This window comes from Paenarthrobacter sp. AMU7 (assembly GCF_041200195.1).
GTDB lineage: Bacteria > Actinomycetota > Actinomycetes > Actinomycetales > Micrococcaceae > Arthrobacter.
Window position 1 is genome coordinate 2,911,729 of sequence record NZ_CP165735.1, and the last position, 18,794, is coordinate 2,930,522.

Below are 18,794 nucleotides of genomic sequence, written 5' to 3' on the forward strand. Positions count from 1 at the left end.
AAGATCTTCTCGCGGAGTAACAAAGCCGGTACGAGGTGTATCGGACTGAAGTTCCATAATGAGGAGAAATACATGGCACTGGGAACCGTCAAGTGGTTCAACGCTGAAAAGGGCTTCGGCTTTATCACCCCGGATGACTCGGATGGGGACGTTTTTGTTCACTACTCTGAGATCCAGACCGGTGGCTTCAAGACCCTCGATGAGAACCAGCGCGTTCAGTTCGAGATCGGTCAGGGCGCCAAGGGCCCCCAGGCAACCGGCGTTACCGTCGTCTAGCCTTACCTGCTGAATTCTGCTGGTTGCAGATTCAACAAACACATTGACCCCGGCTTTCGCGTCGGGGTCAATGTGTTTAAGGGGCCAATAATGTCTGATATTTCGACAACATCTGTTACTAACCATGAAGAAAGACGAACTGGCCCCGGTGAATGGGGTTGACTATTCAAGCAACGAGGGTCCGGAGCAGCCGGGCTGAATGCCGTACCGACAATCCGGGCAGATAGGCGCGGCTTAGTGCCCGCCCCATTGCCGGAAGGTGCAACGGGTCTTGGTAATACATGTACAACGTTCGGTACTCGGGCTGGAACCTCGACTTAAAAGAAGCCAATGACCTGAATCCATAAACCGGTTCCAGTGCCTGCCCGACGGCATCCAGAATTCCCGCCAGGCCCTCAGCCTGCTGTTCGATCTCGCCCTTCTCCCTGGCCAAGGGAGAACCTGACAATGAGATGACCTCTACGGAGCCACGCAGGTGCAGGATGGCCGAGGCAACCAGGAATTCCATGACTCCCGGGAAGGTGTCCCCGCGTCGCCTCATGAAGTCCAACGTCCAACTGACAACCTGGCCCTCCTCGTAGACCGGAAGCCAACTGGTGACCCCGTAGACGAACCCCGCCTCATCAACGGCAACGCAGCACAGCACGTCGTCGTCCTCCAACTCGTCCAAGCCGCCCAGAGTGAAGCCCATCTCCGGAATTTTCTTCTGGGCCGCCCACTCCTCCGAGACCTCAGTGACTTGGGCGCGCACGGCGTGCGATAGCTCCGAGTAGCGGCCCCAGCTGGCTGTTATCCCCAGTTTTTTGGCACGGTTCAGCGATGTCCTGACGTTCTGCCACTCCTTACCCCGGAATTCCAGGTCCCTGATCCGCAGGCGGGTTTCCTGGGCAACAGCCACCCGACGGAAACCCCGCGCTTGAAGCATGGGCCACAGCTCATCCGTGCAGGAGTAGAAGCACGGTATCAACGCCTGCTGGGTGCAGAACTCGAGGAAGCCCCTGGCCGTTTCCAGACGATATCGGGCAGACCCAAACGGGCCAGCCAACGTCAAGGCCACGTGACCATGGTGCTGGTAGGCCACTCCCCCAGTGCCGTCAACGTTGAACCAATACTTGTTGGGTTCCCAGAGCGCCATCCAAGACAATGAGTCACCCCCGGATTTGACCAGGGTACGGGCTCTCTGGCGGGCCTGGTGGTCGAGTCCGCCGGAATGGTGTCCACGGATGAGCAGGATCCATACGCCCACCAGCGCCACCAACCAGAACACCGTTCCGGAATACGAGAAGAGGAACACCTCCACGACATCACGTTCGGCGAAGACCTTTCGGTAGACGCCCGGCAGTGGAACGGGAAGATACTGCCTGGCCAATTCTGCAGCCAACCCCAGCAAGCCGCCGTCGCGGTCCATGCCGCCGGACGCAAACCACACCGCGGTGTAAGCGAGGCTAAGGCCCGCCCCGGTCAGGCCTACCAACCAGAAGATTCTGCGCCGGAGTCGATCCGACGACACCACCCGGAAGTGGCCACGGTAGACAAAAAGCAGCACAGCCAGCACCAGCGGCACCAAGACGAGCGGTATCAGGTGCACCACTGCCGAGTTCAGCATGGGGATGTGGGGACGCCCCTGCAGCCTGGGCATGCCGGCAAAGAGGCTAAGGTAAATCGTTGACAACGCCACCACTACCAGTTGGACCCCGATCGCGATCCCCAAGGCCAGCCGGCGTCCACGTCTCATGCCATCGGCACAAATGAGCAGCAGGACAACGGGTACCACTGCCAGCGCCAAACCGAACGGGCCCGTGTAACCTTGGCGCCCCACCTCCAAACAGGCAACATCAATGGTTCCCCCGCAGTTGCTTTCCAACTGGCTGAGAGTGGGCAAAGGATTCAGGATGACGTCCCGCAGCAATGCGAGGGGACCGGACGGACTCTTCGCTGCAGCAGTAACGATGGGACCCACCGCGAAGATTGCCATCGTCAAGGACAGAAGGTTCCGTACTTCCCTGCCCGTCGAGCGGTGCAGATGGAGATGTCCCTGGCTGCTTTGCATCCACCACCCTGCGGCCAATCCGATCAGGGCCCCCAGGAAACCCACCACCGTCTCAGCGTGCCCAACGTAGAGAACCAGGAGCAAGGAAACCGAAAGGGCCACCGTGCGCAGGCGCCGTTGCCACAGCGTAGGGAGCAGGGCGCTGGCTGCCAACGCAGTAGCCATCGCTGCCCCGTAGGGCCCAATCAGCCGGCTATCCACCATTCGCGACAGCCAGCCGTCATCTGAGTACTGCGCCACTTGGGTGACCAGGAGGAATGCCGACACGCACGCGAACTGGGCGCCCAAGAAGACACAAGCAGTCTTGAGTGACCCCAGGTGCCGCTCGGCAAGGCCCAGAAGGAACACGATCATCAGGATCGCTGTGGCATAAGCCAAGGGATTGGTGGTGAAGAACAGCGACGTCCAAATGGACCACCATTCTCCAGACCGCAGACCATCAAGTGATACGCCGGCGAAAGCAAGCCACGGCTCCGGCGGACCGGACAGGAAACTGTCCGAAACCACGGACAACAACACAAACAAGCCCAGTACCAGCAGGGTAATCGGCGTGGCCCGCACGTGCCTGCCCGCCTGCAGCACGGCCGGCTTGATCACACCCTTGAGGGCACGGCTCACCGGGACAGCTCCCAGCGGTCGGCAAGGAAACCCAAGGCTCCGGGCATTCCCCGGACAACAGCGTCCCAAGAGTGTCCTGCGTGCGGGATGGTATGTTCTTCTGCTGCGAAGCCTGCGCGCCGGGCAGCGTCAGCGAGCTCATGCATGTAGTCGGTGAATTCGTGGTCAGTTTCGCCGGCCGTGAAGTAGGCAGCGCTTCCCGCATAAGTGCGTTGCTGCATCAAGGCCAAAGGCGTCCTCGACTCGAAAGCCGCTGTGTCGCCGTCGAACGAGTCCTGAATGGTCTTGTTTCGATCCTTGGCCAATGCAGGTTCCCGTTCCGCCGCGAACGCCAGCACGGTGGGGAAGAGCTCCGGGTGGGCTGTGCCCATCTGCATGGCGCATGTTCCCCCAAACGAGAAACCGCCCACGGCCCACAGCCGGGGGTCATCCGAGACGTCCAGCGTGGAGGTGATCCAGGCCGGAACATCCCTGGAGAGATATGTGTCCGCAGGGGCAATCATGCTGTCCATGCACATGGTGTTGGCGCCGCTTGAGCCGTTCGGATCCACCACCACCGTCACCGGAGCCACTCCGTGGTGGGCTTCGGCGAAGCGGTCGAGTTGGGAGCGGAGCTGGCCGCCCGTCAACCAGTCGGCCGGGCCACCGGGCTGTCCTGAGAAGAGCACCAGCACAGGCAGTTTGGGGCGGGGTTCGGTTTGATATGCGGGGGGAAGATAAATGTACGCTTCCCGTGCAGTGAAACCGGAAGTGGTGCCGGGGACGTCGGCCTTGCGCAGAATTCCGTGCGCCGGCATGGCCGCGGGGGCTTTCCACTCCGGGAGGGCGGGGCCGGGCTTACTACTGTCCGGACTCCGTTGAAGGCCGGCCTCCAGCGGCTGAATGCGGGCCACTGCAGTACCCAGCAAATCTCCTACCGAGTTGTTGAGCCCGAAGTAGAGATTCACTTGGACAGCACTCAGAAGGACGACTCCCAGCATCGCCAGGACGCTGAGGGAGCGGCCTTTAACGGAGTTGCGTGGAAGGCGGGCCGCGCAGAGAAGGACAGCTGCAACAGCCGGCACAGACCATGCCAGCGTCTCAAAGGGCAGGTTCTCTGAAAAAGTGGCCATGAGATCCACCAGGATCCAGTGGATCAACGCCACGATGCCGGCAGAAACGGCGAGAGAGCCCACAACGACCAGGGGCCAGGAACGTCGTCGTCGCCAGAGCAGGTACATTCCACCGGCAGCACCGCAAGCAATGCTGAACCAGAGGAACGGACCACCAACCAGGCTGACGTCGGAAAGAAAATCCATAACGCCTAGCGCCAGGTACCGACGCCGATGACCGGACCGGCCTCCAACCAGGAGGACAACCCTGCGTAAGCGTCGAAATTCATGGCGAGCATGAACTTTTGGCCTTCGTACTGCAATTCAACAACCACAACGCCGGGCTGCACCCTGACGAGTTCATCTTCCGTGGGTTGGCGGCGGCCCAGCAGTTCGAGCGAACTGCGCGTAAATCTGTGCTTGGGGATCACGCTCAAGGACATCAAGCGGAACCACTCCAGCTCATTGTCCTGATAACGACAAACCCCCATCTGCCAGCTGTTTCCAGCCGTGCAAATGGAGGCGTCTACCGTGCCCAGGGCACGCCGCAGGTTGAAGCGGCGCACCCCGAACAGGCACAGTGAAATGATCAGCAACGTAAACGCTGTTGCCAGGGCGATGAACGGAATAAGGGAATCGTCCATCAAGGTCGTGCTATCGGATCCCCGCTGTAGCCGCTTCGCCCAATTTGGCGTTGTCAGCAACAATGACCACGCGATCGTTGTCAACGGAGAAGAATCCGCCGTCGACCACTACCGCAATACGGTCACCGGAAACCGGCTGGATTGCCAGCTCGCCCTCAGCCAGGATGGCCAGAAGGGGCGAGTGGCCCGGTAGGATTCCGATTTCACCATCGCTGGTGCGGGCCTTCACCATCTTGGCCGCGCCGGACCACACGAAGTGGTCCGCTGCGACAATCTCAACCTCGAGCTCAGCCATACTACTTGGTCTGTTCCTGGATCTTGGCCCACTGACGCTCGACGTCATCCAGGCCACCGACGTTGAAGAACGCCTGCTCTGCAATGTGGTCCAGCTCGCCGTCGCAGATGGCCGTGAAGCCTTCCACGGTGTCCTTGATGGACACGGTGGAACCCTCGACGCCGGTGAACTGCTTGGCGGTGTAGGTGTTCTGGGAGAGGAACTGCTGGATGCGACGTGCACGCGACACGACGATCTTGTCCTCTTCAGACAGTTCGTCAACACCAAGGATGGCGATGATGTCCTGAAGTTCCTTGTTCTTCTGCAGGATCTGCTTAACACGGACAGCCGTGTTGTAGTGGTCCTTGCCGATGTACTGGGGATCCAGGATGCGGGAAGTCGACGTCAGCGGGTCAACGGCCGGGTACAGACCACGGGATGCGATTTCACGGGAAAGTTCCGTGGTTGCGTCGAGGTGTGCGAAGGTCGTGGCCGGGGCCGGGTCGGTGTAGTCATCAGCCGGCACGTAGATGGCCTGCATCGACGTGATGGAGTGACCCTTGGTGGAGGTGATGCGCTCCTGGAGGAGGCCCATCTCGTCAGCAAGGTTGGGCTGGTAGCCCACAGCGGACGGCATACGGCCGAGCAGCGTGGAAACTTCCGAGCCTGCCTGGGTGAAGCGGAAGATGTTGTCGATGAAGAGCAACACGTCCTGGTTCTGGACATCGCGGAAGTACTCCGCCATGGTCAGGGCCGACAGGGCCACGCGCAGACGCGTTCCCGGCGGCTCATCCATCTGGCCGAACACAAGAGCGGTGTCCTTGAGGACGCCTGCCTCTTCCATTTCAACCCAGAGGTCGTTACCTTCACGGGTACGCTCGCCGACGCCGGCGAATACGGAAGTACCACCGAAGTTGCGGGCAACACGGGTGATCATTTCCTGGATCAGAACGGTCTTGCCAACACCGGCGCCACCGAACAGGCCGATCTTTCCACCCTTGATGTACGGAGTGAGAAGGTCGATGACCTTGATACCGGTCTCGAGCATCTCCGTGGAGCCCTCGAGGGATGCGAAGGCCGGAGCCTTGCGGTGGATCGGCCAGTAGGCGTCAGCCTTGATCTCGGACTCTTCGACGTCCAACGGCTTGCCGAGAACGTTGAAGATGTGGCCCTTGACGCCGTCGCCGACGGGCACCGAGATCGGAGCGCCGGAGTCCTGCACGGTGGTGCCGCGGACAAGTCCGTCGGTTGCCTGCAGGGAGATGGCGCGGACGAGGTTGTCACCCAGGTGCTGGGAGGTCTCGAACGTGATGGTCTTCGTCTGGCCGTTGAGAGTGATCTCAGTGGTCAGAGCGTTGTAAATCGAGGGGATTGCGTCAGCCGGGAATTCGACGTCGACAACCGGACCAATAACACGGGCAATGCGGCCGGTGGCACCGGCCGTTGCTACGTGTTCGGTAGCAGTGGCAGTCATCTCTCTCACTTCACTCAGTAGATGGCGTGGGGTTAAGTTTATCTGTTTGTTGCAGGTGCGGCTTGGAACCGAATCCGGTGCAGGCTAAGACGCGAGGGCGTCGGCGCCGGCAACGATTTCGGAAAGCTCCTGCGTAATCTCGGCCTGACGGGCCGTGTTGCGAAGGCGCGTGTACTTCTTGATCAAATCCGTAGCGTTGTCACCGGCCGACTTCATGGCACGCTGGCGGGCTGCGAGCTCGGAAGCAGCGGCCTGCAGCATGGCTGCGAAGATGCGGGACTCGATGTAACGCGGAAGCAGTGCGTCAAGCACCTGCTCTGTTTCCGGTTCAAACTCGTACAACGGCAACAGCTCGGATTCCGAGGTTGCTTCCTCTTCGACGACCTCCAGCGGAAGCAAACGGATAACCGTAGGCTCCTGCGTCACCATCGACTTGAAGCGGGTGTAGACGACGTGGATCTCATCCACGCCACCCTCTTCGAAGTCAGTGGAGAAGTCTTCGAGAAGTGCAGCTCCGACTTCCTGTGCTGTTTCGAATTCCGGCGCGTCCGTGCCACCGGTCCATACGCGGGCGTATGGCCGGTTGCGGAAATCGAAGTACGCCTGCGCCTTGCGGCCAACCAGGTACGCCTTGACTTCCTTGCCTTCTGCGTGAAGAAGCTCGGTGAGACCTTCAGCCTGCTTGAGCACGCTCGCGGAGTACGATCCTGCAAGGCCACGGTCCGATGTAATAATCAGGACTGCGGCACGACGGATCTGCTCCGGCTCGGTGGTCAGCGGGTGGTCGATTTCGCTCTGAGTTGCGACAGCAGAAACGGCGCGGGTAATCGCGTTCGCGTAGGGCAGTGAAGCTGCTACGCGGGCGCGGGCCTTACCGATGCGCGAGGTAGCGATCAGTTCCATCGCCTTGAAGATCTTGCGCATCGACGTCGTCGAGCTGATCTTCTGACGGTAGACCCGAATCTGGGCTCCCATACTTATCCTTTCCTAAGTTCCCGATGTGCTGCCCTGCCGGGGCCCTTGCGGACCCCGGCAGGGCAGGTGATCGGAACTAGCGCTTCTGCTTGACGATCTTTTCCTGGTCGACGTCGCCGCCGGAGATCGCTGCGTGCTCTTCGTGGCCGGCGCCAACCAGGTGGTTGTCGCCTTCTCCGAAGAAGCCCTTCTTGAAGGAAACGATCGCTTCCTCCAAGGCTGCAGCGGTGTCGTCATCCAGGACGTTGGTCTGCGCCAGCGTGGTCAGGATGGAGGACTTGTGCGTGAGGTGCTCCAGGAACTCGGACTCGAAGCGGCTGATGTCCTCAACCGGAACGTCGTCCAGATGACCCTTGGTGCCGGCCCAGATGGAAACAACCTGGTTCTCAACCGGGAACGGTGAGTACTGGCCCTGCTTCAGCAGTTCCATCAGGCGTGCACCACGGGTCAGCTGCTGACGCGATGCAGCATCCAGGTCCGAGGCGAACATGGCGAATGCCTGCATGTCGCGGTACTGGGCCAGGTCCAGCTTCAAGGTACCGGAGACCTTCTTCATGGACTTGACCTGTGCAGCGCCACCAACGCGGGAGACGGACACACCGACGTCAACAGCGGGGCGCTGGTTGGCGTTGAAGAGGTCCGACTGGAGGAAGATCTGGCCATCGGTGATGGAGATCACGTTGGTCGGGATGTACGCGGAGACGTCGTTTGCCTTGGTCTCGACGATCGGAAGACCGGTCATCGAACCTGCACCGAGCTCGTCGGAGAGCTTGGCACAACGCTCCAGCAGGCGGGAGTGCAAGTAGAACACGTCACCCGGGTATGCTTCGCGTCCCGGCGGACGGCGCAGCAGAAGGGACACGGCGCGGTAGGCTTCGGCCTGCTTGGACAGGTCATCGAAGATCACCAGAACGTGCTTGCCGCCGTACATCCAGTGCTGGCCGATGGCCGAACCTGCATACGGTGCCAGGTACTTGAAGCCAGCGGGGTCAGATGCCGGGGAGGCCACGATGGTGGTGTACTCCAGTGCGCCGTGGTCCTCAAGGGTCTGGCGGACGGCTGCGATGGTGGAAGCCTTCTGGCCAACACCAACGTAAACGCAGCGAACCTGCTTGGTGACATCTCCCGAAGCCCAGTTGGCCTTCTGGTTGATGATGGTGTCCACGGCGATGGCCGTCTTACCGGTCTGGCGGTCACCAATGATCAGCTGACGCTGGCCACGGCCGATCGGGATCATGGCGTCGATAGCCTTGAGGCCGGTCTGCATCGGTTCGTGAACCGACTTGCGTTCGGTAACGCCCGGAGCCTGGAGTTCCAGTGCGCGGGTGCCTTCGGCCTTGATTTCGCCAAGGTCATCAATCGGCTGGCCCAGCGGGTCGACAACGCGACCCAGGAAGGCGTCGCCAACCGGAACGGACAGAATCTCACCGGTGCGGTGAACTTCCTGGCCTTCTTCAATACCGGTGAAGTCACCGAGGATAATGACACCGATCTCGCGGACGTCAAGGTTCTGGGCCAGGCCCAGCGTGCCATCTTCGAAGCGAAGCAGCTCGTTCGCCATGACCGAGGGAAGACCCTCAACACGGGCGATGCCGTCACTTGCGGTGGTCACACGACCAACCTCTACGCGCTCTGCGTTACCGGGTTCGTAGGACGCCGCGAACTCGTTCAACGCATTACGGACGTCGTCGGCGTTGATGGTCAATTCGGCCATCTGCAGTCCCTGCTCTCCTGTTTTCGTGATCATCGTTGCTCACGATGACCGGGTTTTATATCAGTTAAGTTGTGCTTTGTCTTCGCTAGCCAGCAAGCTGACGGCGGAGTTCGCTGAGGCGGGCAACTACCGAAGCGTCGAGCACTTCGTCACCCACCTGGACACGGATTCCACCGATCAGTGCGGGGTCAACATTGACGTTGACCTTCAGTTCGCGGCCGTACAGGGCATCCAGCCCGGCCTGCAGACGGCTGGCCTGCGTTTCCGTCAACGGACGGGTAACGCTGACAGTTGCAATCCAGCGCTGCTGGCGCTTGGCGGCAAGCTTTGCGAAAGAATCGACGAGCTTGCTCGGCTTGACGCCGCGCGGCTGCGTCACTGCCTGGCTGATGAGAACCTTGGCTTCCTCGCTGCTGCCAGGAACAAGCTTCTCGGCCAGTGCAATCTTCGCCGCGGGCGACGCCTGCGGCTCAGACAGAGCACGTTGTACTTCGTGGCTGGAGGCGACGGCCTGATTGAAAGCAAACAGATCGTTTTCCAGCTCTTCCAGCCCCGTGATACCGGAGGCAGAAACGGCCGACTTGTTTTCAGCTACGGCAATGACCACCGTGGCGGCAAGCGTCTCGAGTGCATCGCCGATATCGCGAGCCGATGCCCAGCGTGAGCTGGCCAGTCCGCCCGCAATTTCAGCAGCATCAGCGGAGACTTTTCCGCCAACCAGCTGCTTGACCAGCGCCGACTTTTCGTCTCCATTACGGGACGGGTCAGTCAGGGCGCGGCGCAAGCCAGCCGAGCTGTCCACCGTTCCCAGGATTCCGAAGAGGTCCTTAGCCAACTGCAGCGAGGCAAAGGGAAGCTTGGCTTCCAACTGCGCCAGCGCTGTGGTCAGCGATTCGCTCGATATACCTGCCATTACTTAGCTGCACCTGCGCTCTGGGTCTCCAGATCTGCAAGGAAGCGGTCCACAACGCGTGCGGCGCGCTGATCGTCAGTGAGTGACTCACCAACAATGCGGCCGGCCAGCGTGGTGGCCAGGGTGCCAACCTCGGAACGAAGCGAGACAACAGCTGCCTGGCGCTCCGATTCGATGGCAGCGTGTGCCTGCTCGGTGATCCGTGCGGACTCCGCAGCTGCTTTGGCCTTCAGGTCCGCGAGGATCTGGGCGCCTTCGGCGCGTGCTTCTTCGCGGATGCGGTTGGCCTCGGCGCGGGCGTCGGTGAGCTGCTGCTTGTACTCTTCAAGAGCTGCAGAAGCTTCCGCCTGGGCCGCTTCGGCCTTTGCAATGCCACCTTCAATTGCTTCGGCGCGCTCTGCGAAGGTCTTCTCGAACATCGGGACAATGAACTTGACCACGATGTACAGGAGGACAGCAAAGCCGACGAGGACGACACCCATTTCCCAAACATTGGGAACGAGAGGGTTGGTCTCGCCTTCAGTGGCGGCTGAGATGATCAGCTGATTCATATTTCACCCGTCCTATCTACTCGGTTGCGGAATTCGCTTGGTTCTGAAGCCGAAGACTAGAGAACGAAGGCGAAAACGAGGCCGAGGATGGCGAGAGCTTCGGTCAGTGCCAGACCAAGGAACGCGATCGGCTGCAGCACACGCTGAGCTTCCGGCTGACGAGCAACACCGTTGATGTAAGCCGCGAATACGAGACCCACACCGATACCACCGCCGATTGCGGACAGACCGTAACCTACGAGGTTGAGATTGCCTTCCATTTTTTTCCTTTCAAGATGCCACCCATGTGGCAGGTTGTTTGGTTTACTTCAATCCCCACAAGGGGAAGTTTTGGAGCCTAGTGGCTGTCGGCGTGCAGGGCGCCTTCAATGTAGATCGCGGTCAACAGCGTGAACACGTAGGCCTGCAGGGCCATGATCAGTGCTTCGAGCATGTACATGGCGATGGCGCCGACCAGTACCAGGACGGAGGTGCCCTTGAGGAGGACGTTCTCCTGCATGACCAGGTACTCGATGCCGGAGCCGGCGAGCATCACGATCAGGTGGCCGGCCAGCATGGTCGCGAACAAACGGAGGCTGTGCGTGACGGGGCGGACCAGGAAGTTGGAGATGATTTCGATCGGAACAACGATCGGCAGGATGTACCAGGGCACGCCCGAAGGAACGGTCGCGAGCTTGAAGTACTTCAGGCCGTTCTTCTTGATGCCGATGATGATCCAGGTGAAGTACACGATGCCTGCGAGGACATAGGCTCCACCAACGTGCGAGAAGCTGGGGAGCTGGATGACCGGAATGGCACCGTAGATGTTGTTCACCAGAATGAAGAAGAACAAGCTGAACAGCAGCGGGACGTATTTGATAAAGTCCTTGCCGCCGATGATGTCCTTGGCAATGCTGTTCCGGACGAAGCCGTAAGCCATCTCGCCTGCGAACTGCAGCTTGCCGGGAACCAGCTGCTGCTTACGTGCAGCGAGGATGAAGAATGTAGCGATAATGACGACCGAAAGGATCACCAGCAGCATCTGCTTGGAGAATCCGTCGTGCGCACCCCAAGGCAGGATTGCCGGCAGGTGCATTTCGTCGATTCCGGGTGGGGTGAAGGACCCCGAATCCTGGGCGGGGAGCGCAAGCGCGATCAACGCGTTTCCTCTCTGCTGTGTCCATCATTGGGCATTGGTTGGAATCCGGAAGCGTTGGACGCATCCACAATCCATGTGAAATTATTTGGCATTACTGTCCCCGTCCGTGGACGGACCGCTGTCTGCGTTGCTCTCGCCAGCAGAGGAGCTTTGCCTGGTGAGGCCGTGCATATGGGAAAGATAGAACCCTCCTGCGGCTCCCAGCAGAGCGCCAAGGAGCACAATCCAGCGGGTCCCCCACAGATTATCCAGACCCCAGCCTATCAAACTCCAGACAATGATCCCGCCAATGATGTAGCTGAAGACGGCGATGCCGGCGTTGTATCCGCCGTCGTTTCCGGCTTCTGCGGCTTCATTGGCTTTTCCACGTTGCTGGGCTGGTGCGGCCGGGCGTGAATATCGCTTACGCGGAGACATCCGGGCCACCCTTCTTCTCTTCAACAGGATCGTTGTAGATCTGGAAGCGGGCCTTGCTGAAACCGTAGATTTCCGCAGCTTGCCAGACCACCACGGTGACCACGGCCCCGATGATGAACCAGCGGTCATTCAGCCAGTCCGGCGCGCCGATCACGAACAGCACAACGGCAAATCCGACAACCTTGATGAAATATGAGGCAACAAAGAGTCCCACTGCACCGGAGGGGTTGTTCCGGCCGACGAAGTGGCCGATGAGAAGGCTGATGCTGAAAAAGAGCATGACCACGGCAGCACCGAACGCTACTGAAAGCGCTCCTTGTCCGCCATCCATGAAGGCCGCGATGATGCAGGTGACCACAACTGCGGCCACTGCTGCTGCAGCGCTAAGAGAGAGCAGCCGGAGCCAGAGATTCGATGTCTCACTGGAAACTCCAACACCACGTTTACCGGACGGGCGTCCGGTTTCGGCGTTGGATGTCATGGGGATACCAATCCTCGTGGCACAGGTGCCATATTCTCAAAGTGGGGTTACGGGCGAGTGACTGTCCGCAGAAAGAATTCTACATGAGATAGAACTGTGACGATAACCAGCCGCCACAACTACTCCCCCGGTCGCGTCGAGTTCCGGGTGAAGTAGGGCCACGCAGTCACGGCGGCCATGACGAGAGCCGCGACCACAACCACGATGAGCACAATCTGCCATGGGAAGACGGCGAAAGCGACGCCACCGAACGCCAGGATGCACGTCCAGACATAGAGCATGACGACGGCGGCACGGTGCGAGTAGCCGAGGTCCACCAGCTTATGGTGGAGGTGTCCGCGGTCAGCCGACCATGGCGACTGACCCCTCGCAGTCCTGCGGACCACGGCCATCCCCAGATCCAGGAGGGGCAGGGACAGAACCGCAAAGGGCAGCAAAATTGGAACGATCGTGGGGATGCCGTTGGCACGGTCATAAAGGCCCGAGCCGATCTGTCCCGTGGCTACGACACCGGCTGACGCCATGAGCAGGCCGATGAGCATGGCCCCCGAGTCACCCATGAAGATTTTTGCCGGGAACCAGTTGTGCGGCAGGAACCCGATGCAACTACCCACGAGGATGGCCATCAGGAGTGTGGCAAGGTCTGAGTTGTCGGTGGACGGATTGTTCCTGTGGACCCAATAAGCCGTGAGGAAGAAGGCGCCGCCACCAATGATGGCCACTCCCGCTGCCAAACCGTCCAGTCCGTCAATGAAGTTGACGGCGTTCATGGTGGTGACAATGAGTCCCGCCGTAAGCACAATCTGAAGGATCTCAGACTCGAGGAATATCGGCTCCGGGATGAAGGGCACCACCGACATCCGGACGCCCCACAGTGCCACGATGAGAGCGGCAGCGCCCTGGCCCAGCAGCTTGATCCACCATCGGATGTCCAGGATGTCATCTGCCACCCCCACGGCGACGATCACCACAGCACCGGCCAGGATCCCCCAGGGCGCATCGTTGTGCCTGAAAATGTCCTTCACGAAGAATGAGTTGCTGGCAACTACCAGGGCGACGAAGAAACCCGCAAAGATGCCCAGCCCGCCGAGCTTGGAAATCAGGGCAGAGTGCATGTCGCGGCTGCGGATGGGACGGTACAGGCGCAGTTTGTTTCCGGCCACGCGGGCACCCCACGTTCCCGCGTAGGACACCACGGCAGCCGTGAGTGCCATCAGCAGATACATGATCATGATGCGGCTCCCGGGAGCAGCCCGCCCACTGTTCCGGAAATGGCAATGTACTGACGCTGCCGACGCGTCGGGTGAAAGCCGGTGGTTTCCGGGCACCTTGAGGTGTGGAATTCTGTGTGTGGATAAATGGAACTACTCCGTCGCCATGCCTGCACCGGCTGTGCCGAATGTTGCGGGATTTCTGTGGACTCTAGTCACGATACTAATGCCAATGGACGTGACCACCCTGTGACGCAGCCGCAAGACCCACGCCTGTTTGACCGGGTTTTAGCTGCGCCGCTGTCAGCTGGCAGGCTCTTGGACGTTCCGCAACGCATAGATTCCCTCAAGCACCTGCGCATTGGAACGCGGTGCTTTGAGGCTGTGGCGCAGGCCCTTGAGAAGCCCGCCCAGCAGTACTTTGCGGTTGGGCGATGCAGCAATGGTGCGGGTCCAGTTGCGCAACGACGCACCGGTGAAAAGTACCTTTTCCCACGGCGCCAAGGCACTGGAACGGGTGTAGACCCACAGCTTGTTCCGAACCTCGTAGTAGAAGCGCGGTCCGGGGTCAGCACCGGCGTCACCAAAGACCTTGGTGTGGTGATTGGCCACCGATGCTTCCGTGGTCAGTGCTGTTCCCCTGCGCGAAACCCTGGCGGTGTACTCAAGGTCGTCGTTCCAGATGAAATAGTCCGCGATGGGAAGGCCGTATTTCCTGATTTCTTCGGCTCGGATCAGGACTGACACGAAGGAAGCGCTGCGGATCTGGGTGGCACCCACACGCGCAGCAGCATTGCGTGCGTTTTCGCTGGCACCCATCCGGGGCCGCATGCGGTTCATGGGGTGCTCACGGCCATCGGTCCAGACAACGCGGCTGGCGATGAAGGCCGGCGTATCTCCTGTTTCCTGCTGATACGCCGTGGAAACATCCAGTGCTTCGGCAAGCGCGCCTGGTTGCGGCTCGGTGTCGTCGTCCATGATCCAGACGTGGTCCGCACCGTGATCCAGCAGGGCGCGTTCCATGCCGACCACAAATCCACCTGCACCGCCCACATTGGCGGTGAGCGTGACGATGTCCGTAGCCAGCGGCCCTTCATACTCCCGCAAGTACTCTGCGGTCCCATCAGTGGAAGCGTTGTCCACCACGACGACGGCGTCCGGAACCCGGGTGCCGGCTGCGATGCCCGCCAGTGTGGTCTGGAGGAGTTCACGCCGGTTATAAGTCACCACGACGGCGACCACAACAGCTTGGGACGTCATTTACTTGCCTTTGGTCTTGGGTGATTGAAACGGCGCCGGACCAGCAGGCCGGCAAGCTTCCACGGCTCAATGAAAACTCTGTAGGCAACCCGGCCCGGGTGGAGGACCAGACGCCAGGCCCATTCGAGCCCCAGGCGCCCCAGCCAGCGCGGTGCCAGTTTCTGGATACCGGCAACCTGCTCGATCGCGCCTCCAACGGCGCAGTAGGCGGCCGGCGGCAGTTCCCCCAGCCTGCGATGCAGGACATGCTCCTGGAGCGGCATCCCCAGACCCAACAGCACCAGTTGCGGCCGGAACGTGTTCAGCCAGCCCACTACGGCGTCTTCAAGGGCGTCATCCCAACCTTCGCCGGGCATGCCGTCCACCGTGGCGCCGGGAATGATGGACCGCAGGCGGGCCACCGCTTCGGTATTGGCCTCCCTGCCGGCTCCGACCACTGCGACCCGCTGCAATCCGGGAACCTTGCCGAGTTCAGGGATCCAGTCCATGGAACCCAGACGGTACGCCATGGCCCCTTCACCCAAGGGCAGACCTTGCCGCTTCCGGGAAACTCCCCACAGCAACGTGGCGGGGGCTCCATCCAGAAGGACTATGGAGCTTGCTTCGTACAGGGCGCGGACATCCGGACATGAATGAAAAAGCGTGATGCTGTGCAGGTTGTGGCCGAGCACAGTGCTTGTGGTCCCGGCAGCAATCAGCCCGCCCACGGCGTCAATGAGTTCATGGACGCGCAACGGAGTAGCGTCGACGTCGAGGACGGGGACGCGCTGGCGGTCCGGAATCATTCGGACTTGGCTTCTCGTGGGGCCGGCGGCTCCACATGGTCGTCAGGTACCGATTGCTCATCAGGCGTGGCTTCGACGTCGACGACGGCGGCCTCGGTCACCTCAACCGGCGCGTCATCCGCCGTGGGGGTCGCCGCGACAGCAACTGCCTCTTCAGGTTCTTCAACAGCGGCGGGAACAGACTCGCCAAAGCCGAGGAGGGTCGGAACGATCGCACGGAGGCTTTCCAAGGAGATGGCTCCTTGGCGCACTACCCGGAACGGGGTGGCAGTTGCGTCCACGATCGTGGACGGCAGCGCGGCAGTACCTTCCACGGGCCGGAATCCGCCCTCAAGGTACACCTCTACGGATTCGGCCAGTTGCATGCGCGCTTCCGCAGCGGTCTGGGCTGCTTCCTGGCCGGTGCGGTTGGCCGATGATACGGCCAGCGGGCCCGTGAGGCCGAGGAGTTCCAAGGCAATCTGGTCATCGGGCATACGCAGGGCAACGGTGCCCTTTGTCTCGCCCAAATCCCAGTCCAACGACGGCTGGGCATGGAGGATCAGGGTCAGTCCACCGGGCCAAAATGCCTGCGCCAGCGCGCGGGCATCGGCCGGTACGTCCGTGGCCAGGCCATCAAGGGCGTTGATCCGGGGAATCAGCACCGGAGGCGGCATCTGCCGGCTGCGTCCCTTGGAAGCCAGCAACATCGTCACAGCCAGGGGCGAAAAGGCATCCGCGGCAATGCCGTACACAGTGTCCGTCGGCAGCACGATGCACTTCTTTTCGCTGATGGCACGCTGGGCGTGCTGAAGTCCTTCGGCACGCTGGTCATCGGAAGTGCAGTTGTAGGTTGTGGTCACAGCGCTATTCTTTCACTCATCAGGGTCAGTGCTTGCCAGCACCGCGCTGGTGGCACGTTCCTTGCCGTTCAGGTCACAATGCGTGGTGACGTTGTTCCAACGTCCGGAGCGTCGCAGCATCCCGGCGATCCAGCCGGCCTGGACTTCGGCGTGTTCCATTACGAAGTAGCCGCCGGGCTTCAGGAGCCGGGCCGCGGAGGCCGCTGCCGCCGTCGGGAGTTCCATGCCGTCCGCTCCCCCACCGTACAGTGCCTCGGGAGGATCGTGGAGCGCGACTTCAGGTTCTGTGGGTATCGCCTCAGCCGGGATATACGGCGGGTTGGAGACGACGACGTCGAAGGTTCCGTTATGTTCGGGAAGCGCGTCCCTAAGGTCGCCCTGGATGAGGGTGACGCCCAGCGGCTCCAGGTTTTTCGCAGCCCAGGCATGCGCGAAAGTACTGTATTCCACGGCGTGGACGTCAGAGCCCGGTACTTCGTGGGCGATCGAGCCGGCGATCGCACCGGATCCGGTGCCAAGATCCACCACTTTGGGGTTCGGGATTCCTGCCACGTGGTCAATCACCAACTGGACTACCGATTCCGTTTCCGGCCGGGGTATGAAGACACCCGGACCCACACGCAACTCCAAGTACCGGAAATAGGCGACGCCGGTGATGTGCTGCAGGGGAACGCGGCCGGCCCGCTCCTGCACCAGTTCCCCATAACCATCAGGTGCGGGAGCATCGCCCAACAGCATGGCCCGCAAGCGTCCCAGCCCCACACCCAGCAGGTGTTCGGCCAGCAACTCCGCGTCCACGCGCGGCGAGGGGACACCGGCGTCGGTGAGAACGGCAGTAGCCTCGCGAACCGCGTCCGCGAGGCTCTGGCCTGGGTAAAACGTCATGGATCTACTCTGCTGTTGATATGCGGCAGGGTGCTATTCGCCGATGGCATCCAGGCGTGCTTGCTCGTCCGCCTCAATGGCCGACTGGATCACGGGCTCCAAGTCGCCGTTCATGACGGCGTCAAGGTTGTACGCCTTGTACCCTGTGCGGTGGTCCGCAATGCGGTTTTCAGGGAAGTTGTACGTGCGGATGCGCTCCGAACGGTCCATAGTGCGGATCTGTGACTTCCGCTGCTCCGAGTTGGCGGCGTCGATCTGTTCCTGCTGGTGGGCCAGGAGGCGGGCGCGGAGAACCCGCATGCCGGCTTCGCGGTTCTGCAGCTGGGACTTCTCGTTCTGCATGGCCACCACGATGCCCGTGGGCAAGTGGGTGATGCGCACAGCGGAGTCGGTGGTGTTCACGGACTGTCCACCCGGACCAGAGGAACGGTAAACGTCGATCTTGAGATCGTTCTGGTTGATCTCAAGCTCTTCGGGCTCATCCACTTCAGGGAGTACCAGCACGCCGGCAGCCGAGGTGTGGATGCGGCCCTGGGATTCGGTCACGGGCACGCGCTGCACACGGTGCACCCCACCTTCGAATTTCAACCGCGCGAAGACTCCCTGCGCAGGATCGTTCGAGTTGCCCTTGATGGCCACGGCAACGTCCTTGTAGCCACCAAGATCGGATTCGGTGGCCGAAATCATTTCGGTCTTCCATCCCCGCGACTCGGCGTAGCGCATGTACATTCGCAGAAGGTCACCGGCGAACAAGGCAGCTTCGTCACCACCTTCGCCACCCTTGACTTCAAGGATGACGTTGCGGGCATCGTCAGGATCACGAGGGATCAGCAGACGGCGCAGGCGCTCCTGCGCCGCGGGAATCTGCTCCTCCAACTGCACAACCTCGGCAGCGAATTCAGGATCCTCATCAGCCATCTCTTTGGCCGCTTCCAGATCATCATTGAGCCCGCGCCACTTGTTGTACGCCTCCACAATGCCCTGGAGCTGGGCAGACCGCCGCCCCAACTTCCGGGCCGCGGACTGATCGGCATAAACAGCAGGATCACTCAACTGCGCCTGAATAGCAGTGTGCTCATCAAGCAATCCCTGTACGGACTCAAACATTTTCAAACCTCTTTCGACTTCTACAAGTCTAATAACTGCACCGTGGGGTCACGCACAGCCCATCTGGGGCCCGCTGGGCCGTTTCTGA

The 18,794-nt window shown here is 60.9% G+C and carries 20 protein-coding genes; 1 reads left to right on the forward strand and 19 read right to left on the reverse strand.

Annotation, left to right across the window (positions count from 1 at the left end; all coding sequences use genetic code 11):
• The first annotated feature begins 72 nt into the window (after positions 1-72).
• Positions 73-276, forward strand: a complete 204-nt coding sequence (locus ABQM86_RS13405) for a cold-shock protein (protein ID WP_018776337.1) — start codon at positions 73-75, stop codon at positions 274-276.
• Between the two features lie 166 nt (positions 277-442).
• Here the strand turns inward: ABQM86_RS13405 and ABQM86_RS13410 are convergent, their stop codons facing one another.
• The 19 genes from ABQM86_RS13410 to prfA form a co-directional block, all read right to left on the reverse strand.
• A complete protein-coding gene (locus tag ABQM86_RS13410; RefSeq protein WP_369744651.1) occupies positions 443-2,944 on the reverse strand; it encodes a bifunctional lysylphosphatidylglycerol flippase/synthetase MprF in 2,502 nt (833 codons plus the stop codon).
• On the reverse strand, positions 2,941-4,242 hold the full coding sequence (locus ABQM86_RS13415; RefSeq protein WP_369744652.1) for an alpha/beta hydrolase: 1,302 nt from the start codon (positions 4,240-4,242) through the stop codon (positions 2,941-2,943). The genes ABQM86_RS13410 and ABQM86_RS13415 overlap by 4 nt, the downstream gene beginning before the upstream one ends.
• Before the next feature lie 5 nt (positions 4,243-4,247).
• Positions 4,248-4,679, reverse strand: coding sequence for a DUF2550 domain-containing protein (locus ABQM86_RS13420; protein WP_207593900.1), 432 nt, complete (start codon positions 4,677-4,679; stop codon positions 4,248-4,250).
• 10 nt (positions 4,680-4,689) lie between these two features.
• Entirely contained in the window at positions 4,690-4,974 is a 285-nt protein-coding gene (locus ABQM86_RS13425; RefSeq protein WP_026540143.1) for a F0F1 ATP synthase subunit epsilon, read from the reverse strand.
• A gap of 1 nt (position 4,975) precedes the next feature.
• Positions 4,976-6,427: a F0F1 ATP synthase subunit beta gene (gene atpD, locus ABQM86_RS13430; RefSeq protein WP_089595532.1), complete on the reverse strand. Its 1,452-nt coding sequence runs from the start codon at positions 6,425-6,427 to the stop codon at positions 4,976-4,978.
• A gap of 84 nt (positions 6,428-6,511) precedes the next feature.
• Positions 6,512-7,402 carry a F0F1 ATP synthase subunit gamma gene (locus ABQM86_RS13435; protein WP_354514911.1) on the reverse strand — a complete coding sequence of 297 codons (891 nt, stop codon included), beginning with the start codon at positions 7,400-7,402 and terminating at the stop codon, positions 6,512-6,514.
• A gap of 76 nt (positions 7,403-7,478) precedes the next feature.
• Positions 7,479-9,116 carry a F0F1 ATP synthase subunit alpha gene (atpA, locus tag ABQM86_RS13440; protein ID WP_207597589.1) on the reverse strand — a complete coding sequence of 546 codons (1,638 nt, stop codon included), beginning with the start codon at positions 9,114-9,116 and terminating at the stop codon, positions 7,479-7,481.
• An 85-nt stretch (positions 9,117-9,201) separates the two neighbouring features.
• Positions 9,202-10,029 carry a F0F1 ATP synthase subunit delta gene (locus ABQM86_RS13445; protein WP_280623082.1) on the reverse strand — a complete coding sequence of 276 codons (828 nt, stop codon included), beginning with the start codon at positions 10,027-10,029 and terminating at the stop codon, positions 9,202-9,204.
• Positions 10,029-10,580, reverse strand: coding sequence for a F0F1 ATP synthase subunit B (locus tag ABQM86_RS13450; protein WP_280623083.1), 552 nt, complete (start codon positions 10,578-10,580; stop codon positions 10,029-10,031). The genes ABQM86_RS13445 and ABQM86_RS13450 overlap by 1 nt, the downstream gene beginning before the upstream one ends.
• A 56-nt stretch (positions 10,581-10,636) precedes the next feature.
• Entirely contained in the window at positions 10,637-10,840 is a 204-nt protein-coding gene (gene atpE, locus ABQM86_RS13455; protein ID WP_009356484.1) for an ATP synthase F0 subunit C, read from the reverse strand.
• 77 nt (positions 10,841-10,917) lie between these two features.
• Positions 10,918-11,718 carry a F0F1 ATP synthase subunit A gene (gene atpB, locus ABQM86_RS13460; protein ID WP_017199729.1) on the reverse strand — a complete coding sequence of 267 codons (801 nt, stop codon included), beginning with the start codon at positions 11,716-11,718 and terminating at the stop codon, positions 10,918-10,920.
• An 81-nt stretch (positions 11,719-11,799) separates the two neighbouring features.
• Positions 11,800-12,135, reverse strand: a complete 336-nt coding sequence (locus tag ABQM86_RS13465; RefSeq protein ID WP_207593903.1) for a hypothetical protein — start codon at positions 12,133-12,135, stop codon at positions 11,800-11,802.
• Positions 12,122-12,616 (reverse strand): hypothetical protein, encoded by a 495-nt coding sequence (locus ABQM86_RS13470; protein WP_280623084.1) that lies wholly within the window; start codon positions 12,614-12,616, stop codon positions 12,122-12,124. The genes ABQM86_RS13465 and ABQM86_RS13470 overlap by 14 nt, the downstream gene beginning before the upstream one ends.
• A 119-nt stretch (positions 12,617-12,735) precedes the next feature.
• On the reverse strand, positions 12,736-13,848 hold the full coding sequence (locus ABQM86_RS13475) for an MraY family glycosyltransferase (protein ID WP_089595539.1): 1,113 nt from the start codon (positions 13,846-13,848) through the stop codon (positions 12,736-12,738).
• A gap of 282 nt (positions 13,849-14,130) precedes the next feature.
• Complete coding sequence (locus tag ABQM86_RS13480; RefSeq protein WP_369744654.1) at positions 14,131-15,087, reverse strand: glycosyltransferase; 957 nt, start codon at positions 15,085-15,087, stop codon at positions 14,131-14,133.
• On the reverse strand, positions 15,084-15,872 hold the full coding sequence (locus ABQM86_RS13485; RefSeq protein ID WP_369744655.1) for a WecB/TagA/CpsF family glycosyltransferase: 789 nt from the start codon (positions 15,870-15,872) through the stop codon (positions 15,084-15,086). The genes ABQM86_RS13480 and ABQM86_RS13485 overlap by 4 nt, the downstream gene beginning before the upstream one ends.
• A complete protein-coding gene (locus ABQM86_RS13490; protein WP_280623087.1) occupies positions 15,869-16,714 on the reverse strand; it encodes an L-threonylcarbamoyladenylate synthase in 846 nt (281 codons plus the stop codon). Before ABQM86_RS13490 ends, ABQM86_RS13485 begins: the two co-directional genes overlap by 4 nt.
• 12 nt (positions 16,715-16,726) lie before the next feature.
• On the reverse strand, positions 16,727-17,599 hold the full coding sequence (prmC, locus tag ABQM86_RS13495) for a peptide chain release factor N(5)-glutamine methyltransferase (RefSeq protein WP_369744656.1): 873 nt from the start codon (positions 17,597-17,599) through the stop codon (positions 16,727-16,729).
• Between the two features lie 33 nt (positions 17,600-17,632).
• On the reverse strand, positions 17,633-18,706 hold the full coding sequence (gene prfA, locus ABQM86_RS13500) for a peptide chain release factor 1 (RefSeq protein ID WP_369744657.1): 1,074 nt from the start codon (positions 18,704-18,706) through the stop codon (positions 17,633-17,635).
• Between the last annotated feature and the right edge of the window lie 88 nt (positions 18,707-18,794).

Coding starts and splice junctions, on each gene's coding strand:
- ABQM86_RS13420 (WP_207593900.1), bottom strand. CDS start 4,679: ATGGACGATTCCCTTATTCCGTTCATCGCCCTGGCAACAGCGTTTACG.
- prmC (WP_369744656.1), bottom strand. CDS start 17,599: ATGACGTTTTACCCAGGCCAGAGCCTCGCGGACGCGGTTCGCGAGGCT.
- ABQM86_RS13425 (WP_026540143.1), bottom strand. CDS start 4,974: ATGGCTGAGCTCGAGGTTGAGATTGTCGCAGCGGACCACTTCGTGTGG.
- atpD (WP_089595532.1), bottom strand. CDS start 6,427: ATGACTGCCACTGCTACCGAACACGTAGCAACGGCCGGTGCCACCGGC.
- atpE (WP_009356484.1), bottom strand. CDS start 10,840: ATGGAAGGCAATCTCAACCTCGTAGGTTACGGTCTGTCCGCAATCGGC.
- ABQM86_RS13450 (WP_280623083.1), bottom strand. CDS start 10,580: ATGAATCAGCTGATCATCTCAGCCGCCACTGAAGGCGAGACCAACCCT.
- ABQM86_RS13470 (WP_280623084.1), bottom strand. CDS start 12,616: ATGACATCCAACGCCGAAACCGGACGCCCGTCCGGTAAACGTGGTGTT.
- ABQM86_RS13465 (WP_207593903.1), bottom strand. CDS start 12,135: ATGTCTCCGCGTAAGCGATATTCACGCCCGGCCGCACCAGCCCAGCAA.
- ABQM86_RS13485 (WP_369744655.1), bottom strand. CDS start 15,872: ATGATTCCGGACCGCCAGCGCGTCCCCGTCCTCGACGTCGACGCTACT.
- ABQM86_RS13480 (WP_369744654.1), bottom strand. CDS start 15,087: ATGACGTCCCAAGCTGTTGTGGTCGCCGTCGTGGTGACTTATAACCGG.
- prfA (WP_369744657.1), bottom strand. CDS start 18,706: ATGTTTGAGTCCGTACAGGGATTGCTTGATGAGCACACTGCTATTCAG.
- ABQM86_RS13475 (WP_089595539.1), bottom strand. CDS start 13,848: ATGATCATGTATCTGCTGATGGCACTCACGGCTGCCGTGGTGTCCTAC.
- ABQM86_RS13415 (WP_369744652.1), bottom strand. CDS start 4,242: ATGGATTTTCTTTCCGACGTCAGCCTGGTTGGTGGTCCGTTCCTCTGG.
- atpA (WP_207597589.1), bottom strand. CDS start 9,116: ATGGCCGAATTGACCATCAACGCCGACGACGTCCGTAATGCGTTGAAC.
- ABQM86_RS13435 (WP_354514911.1), bottom strand. CDS start 7,402: ATGGGAGCCCAGATTCGGGTCTACCGTCAGAAGATCAGCTCGACGACG.
- ABQM86_RS13445 (WP_280623082.1), bottom strand. CDS start 10,029: ATGGCAGGTATATCGAGCGAATCGCTGACCACAGCGCTGGCGCAGTTG.
- ABQM86_RS13405 (WP_018776337.1), top strand. CDS start 73: ATGGCACTGGGAACCGTCAAGTGGTTCAACGCTGAAAAGGGCTTCGGC.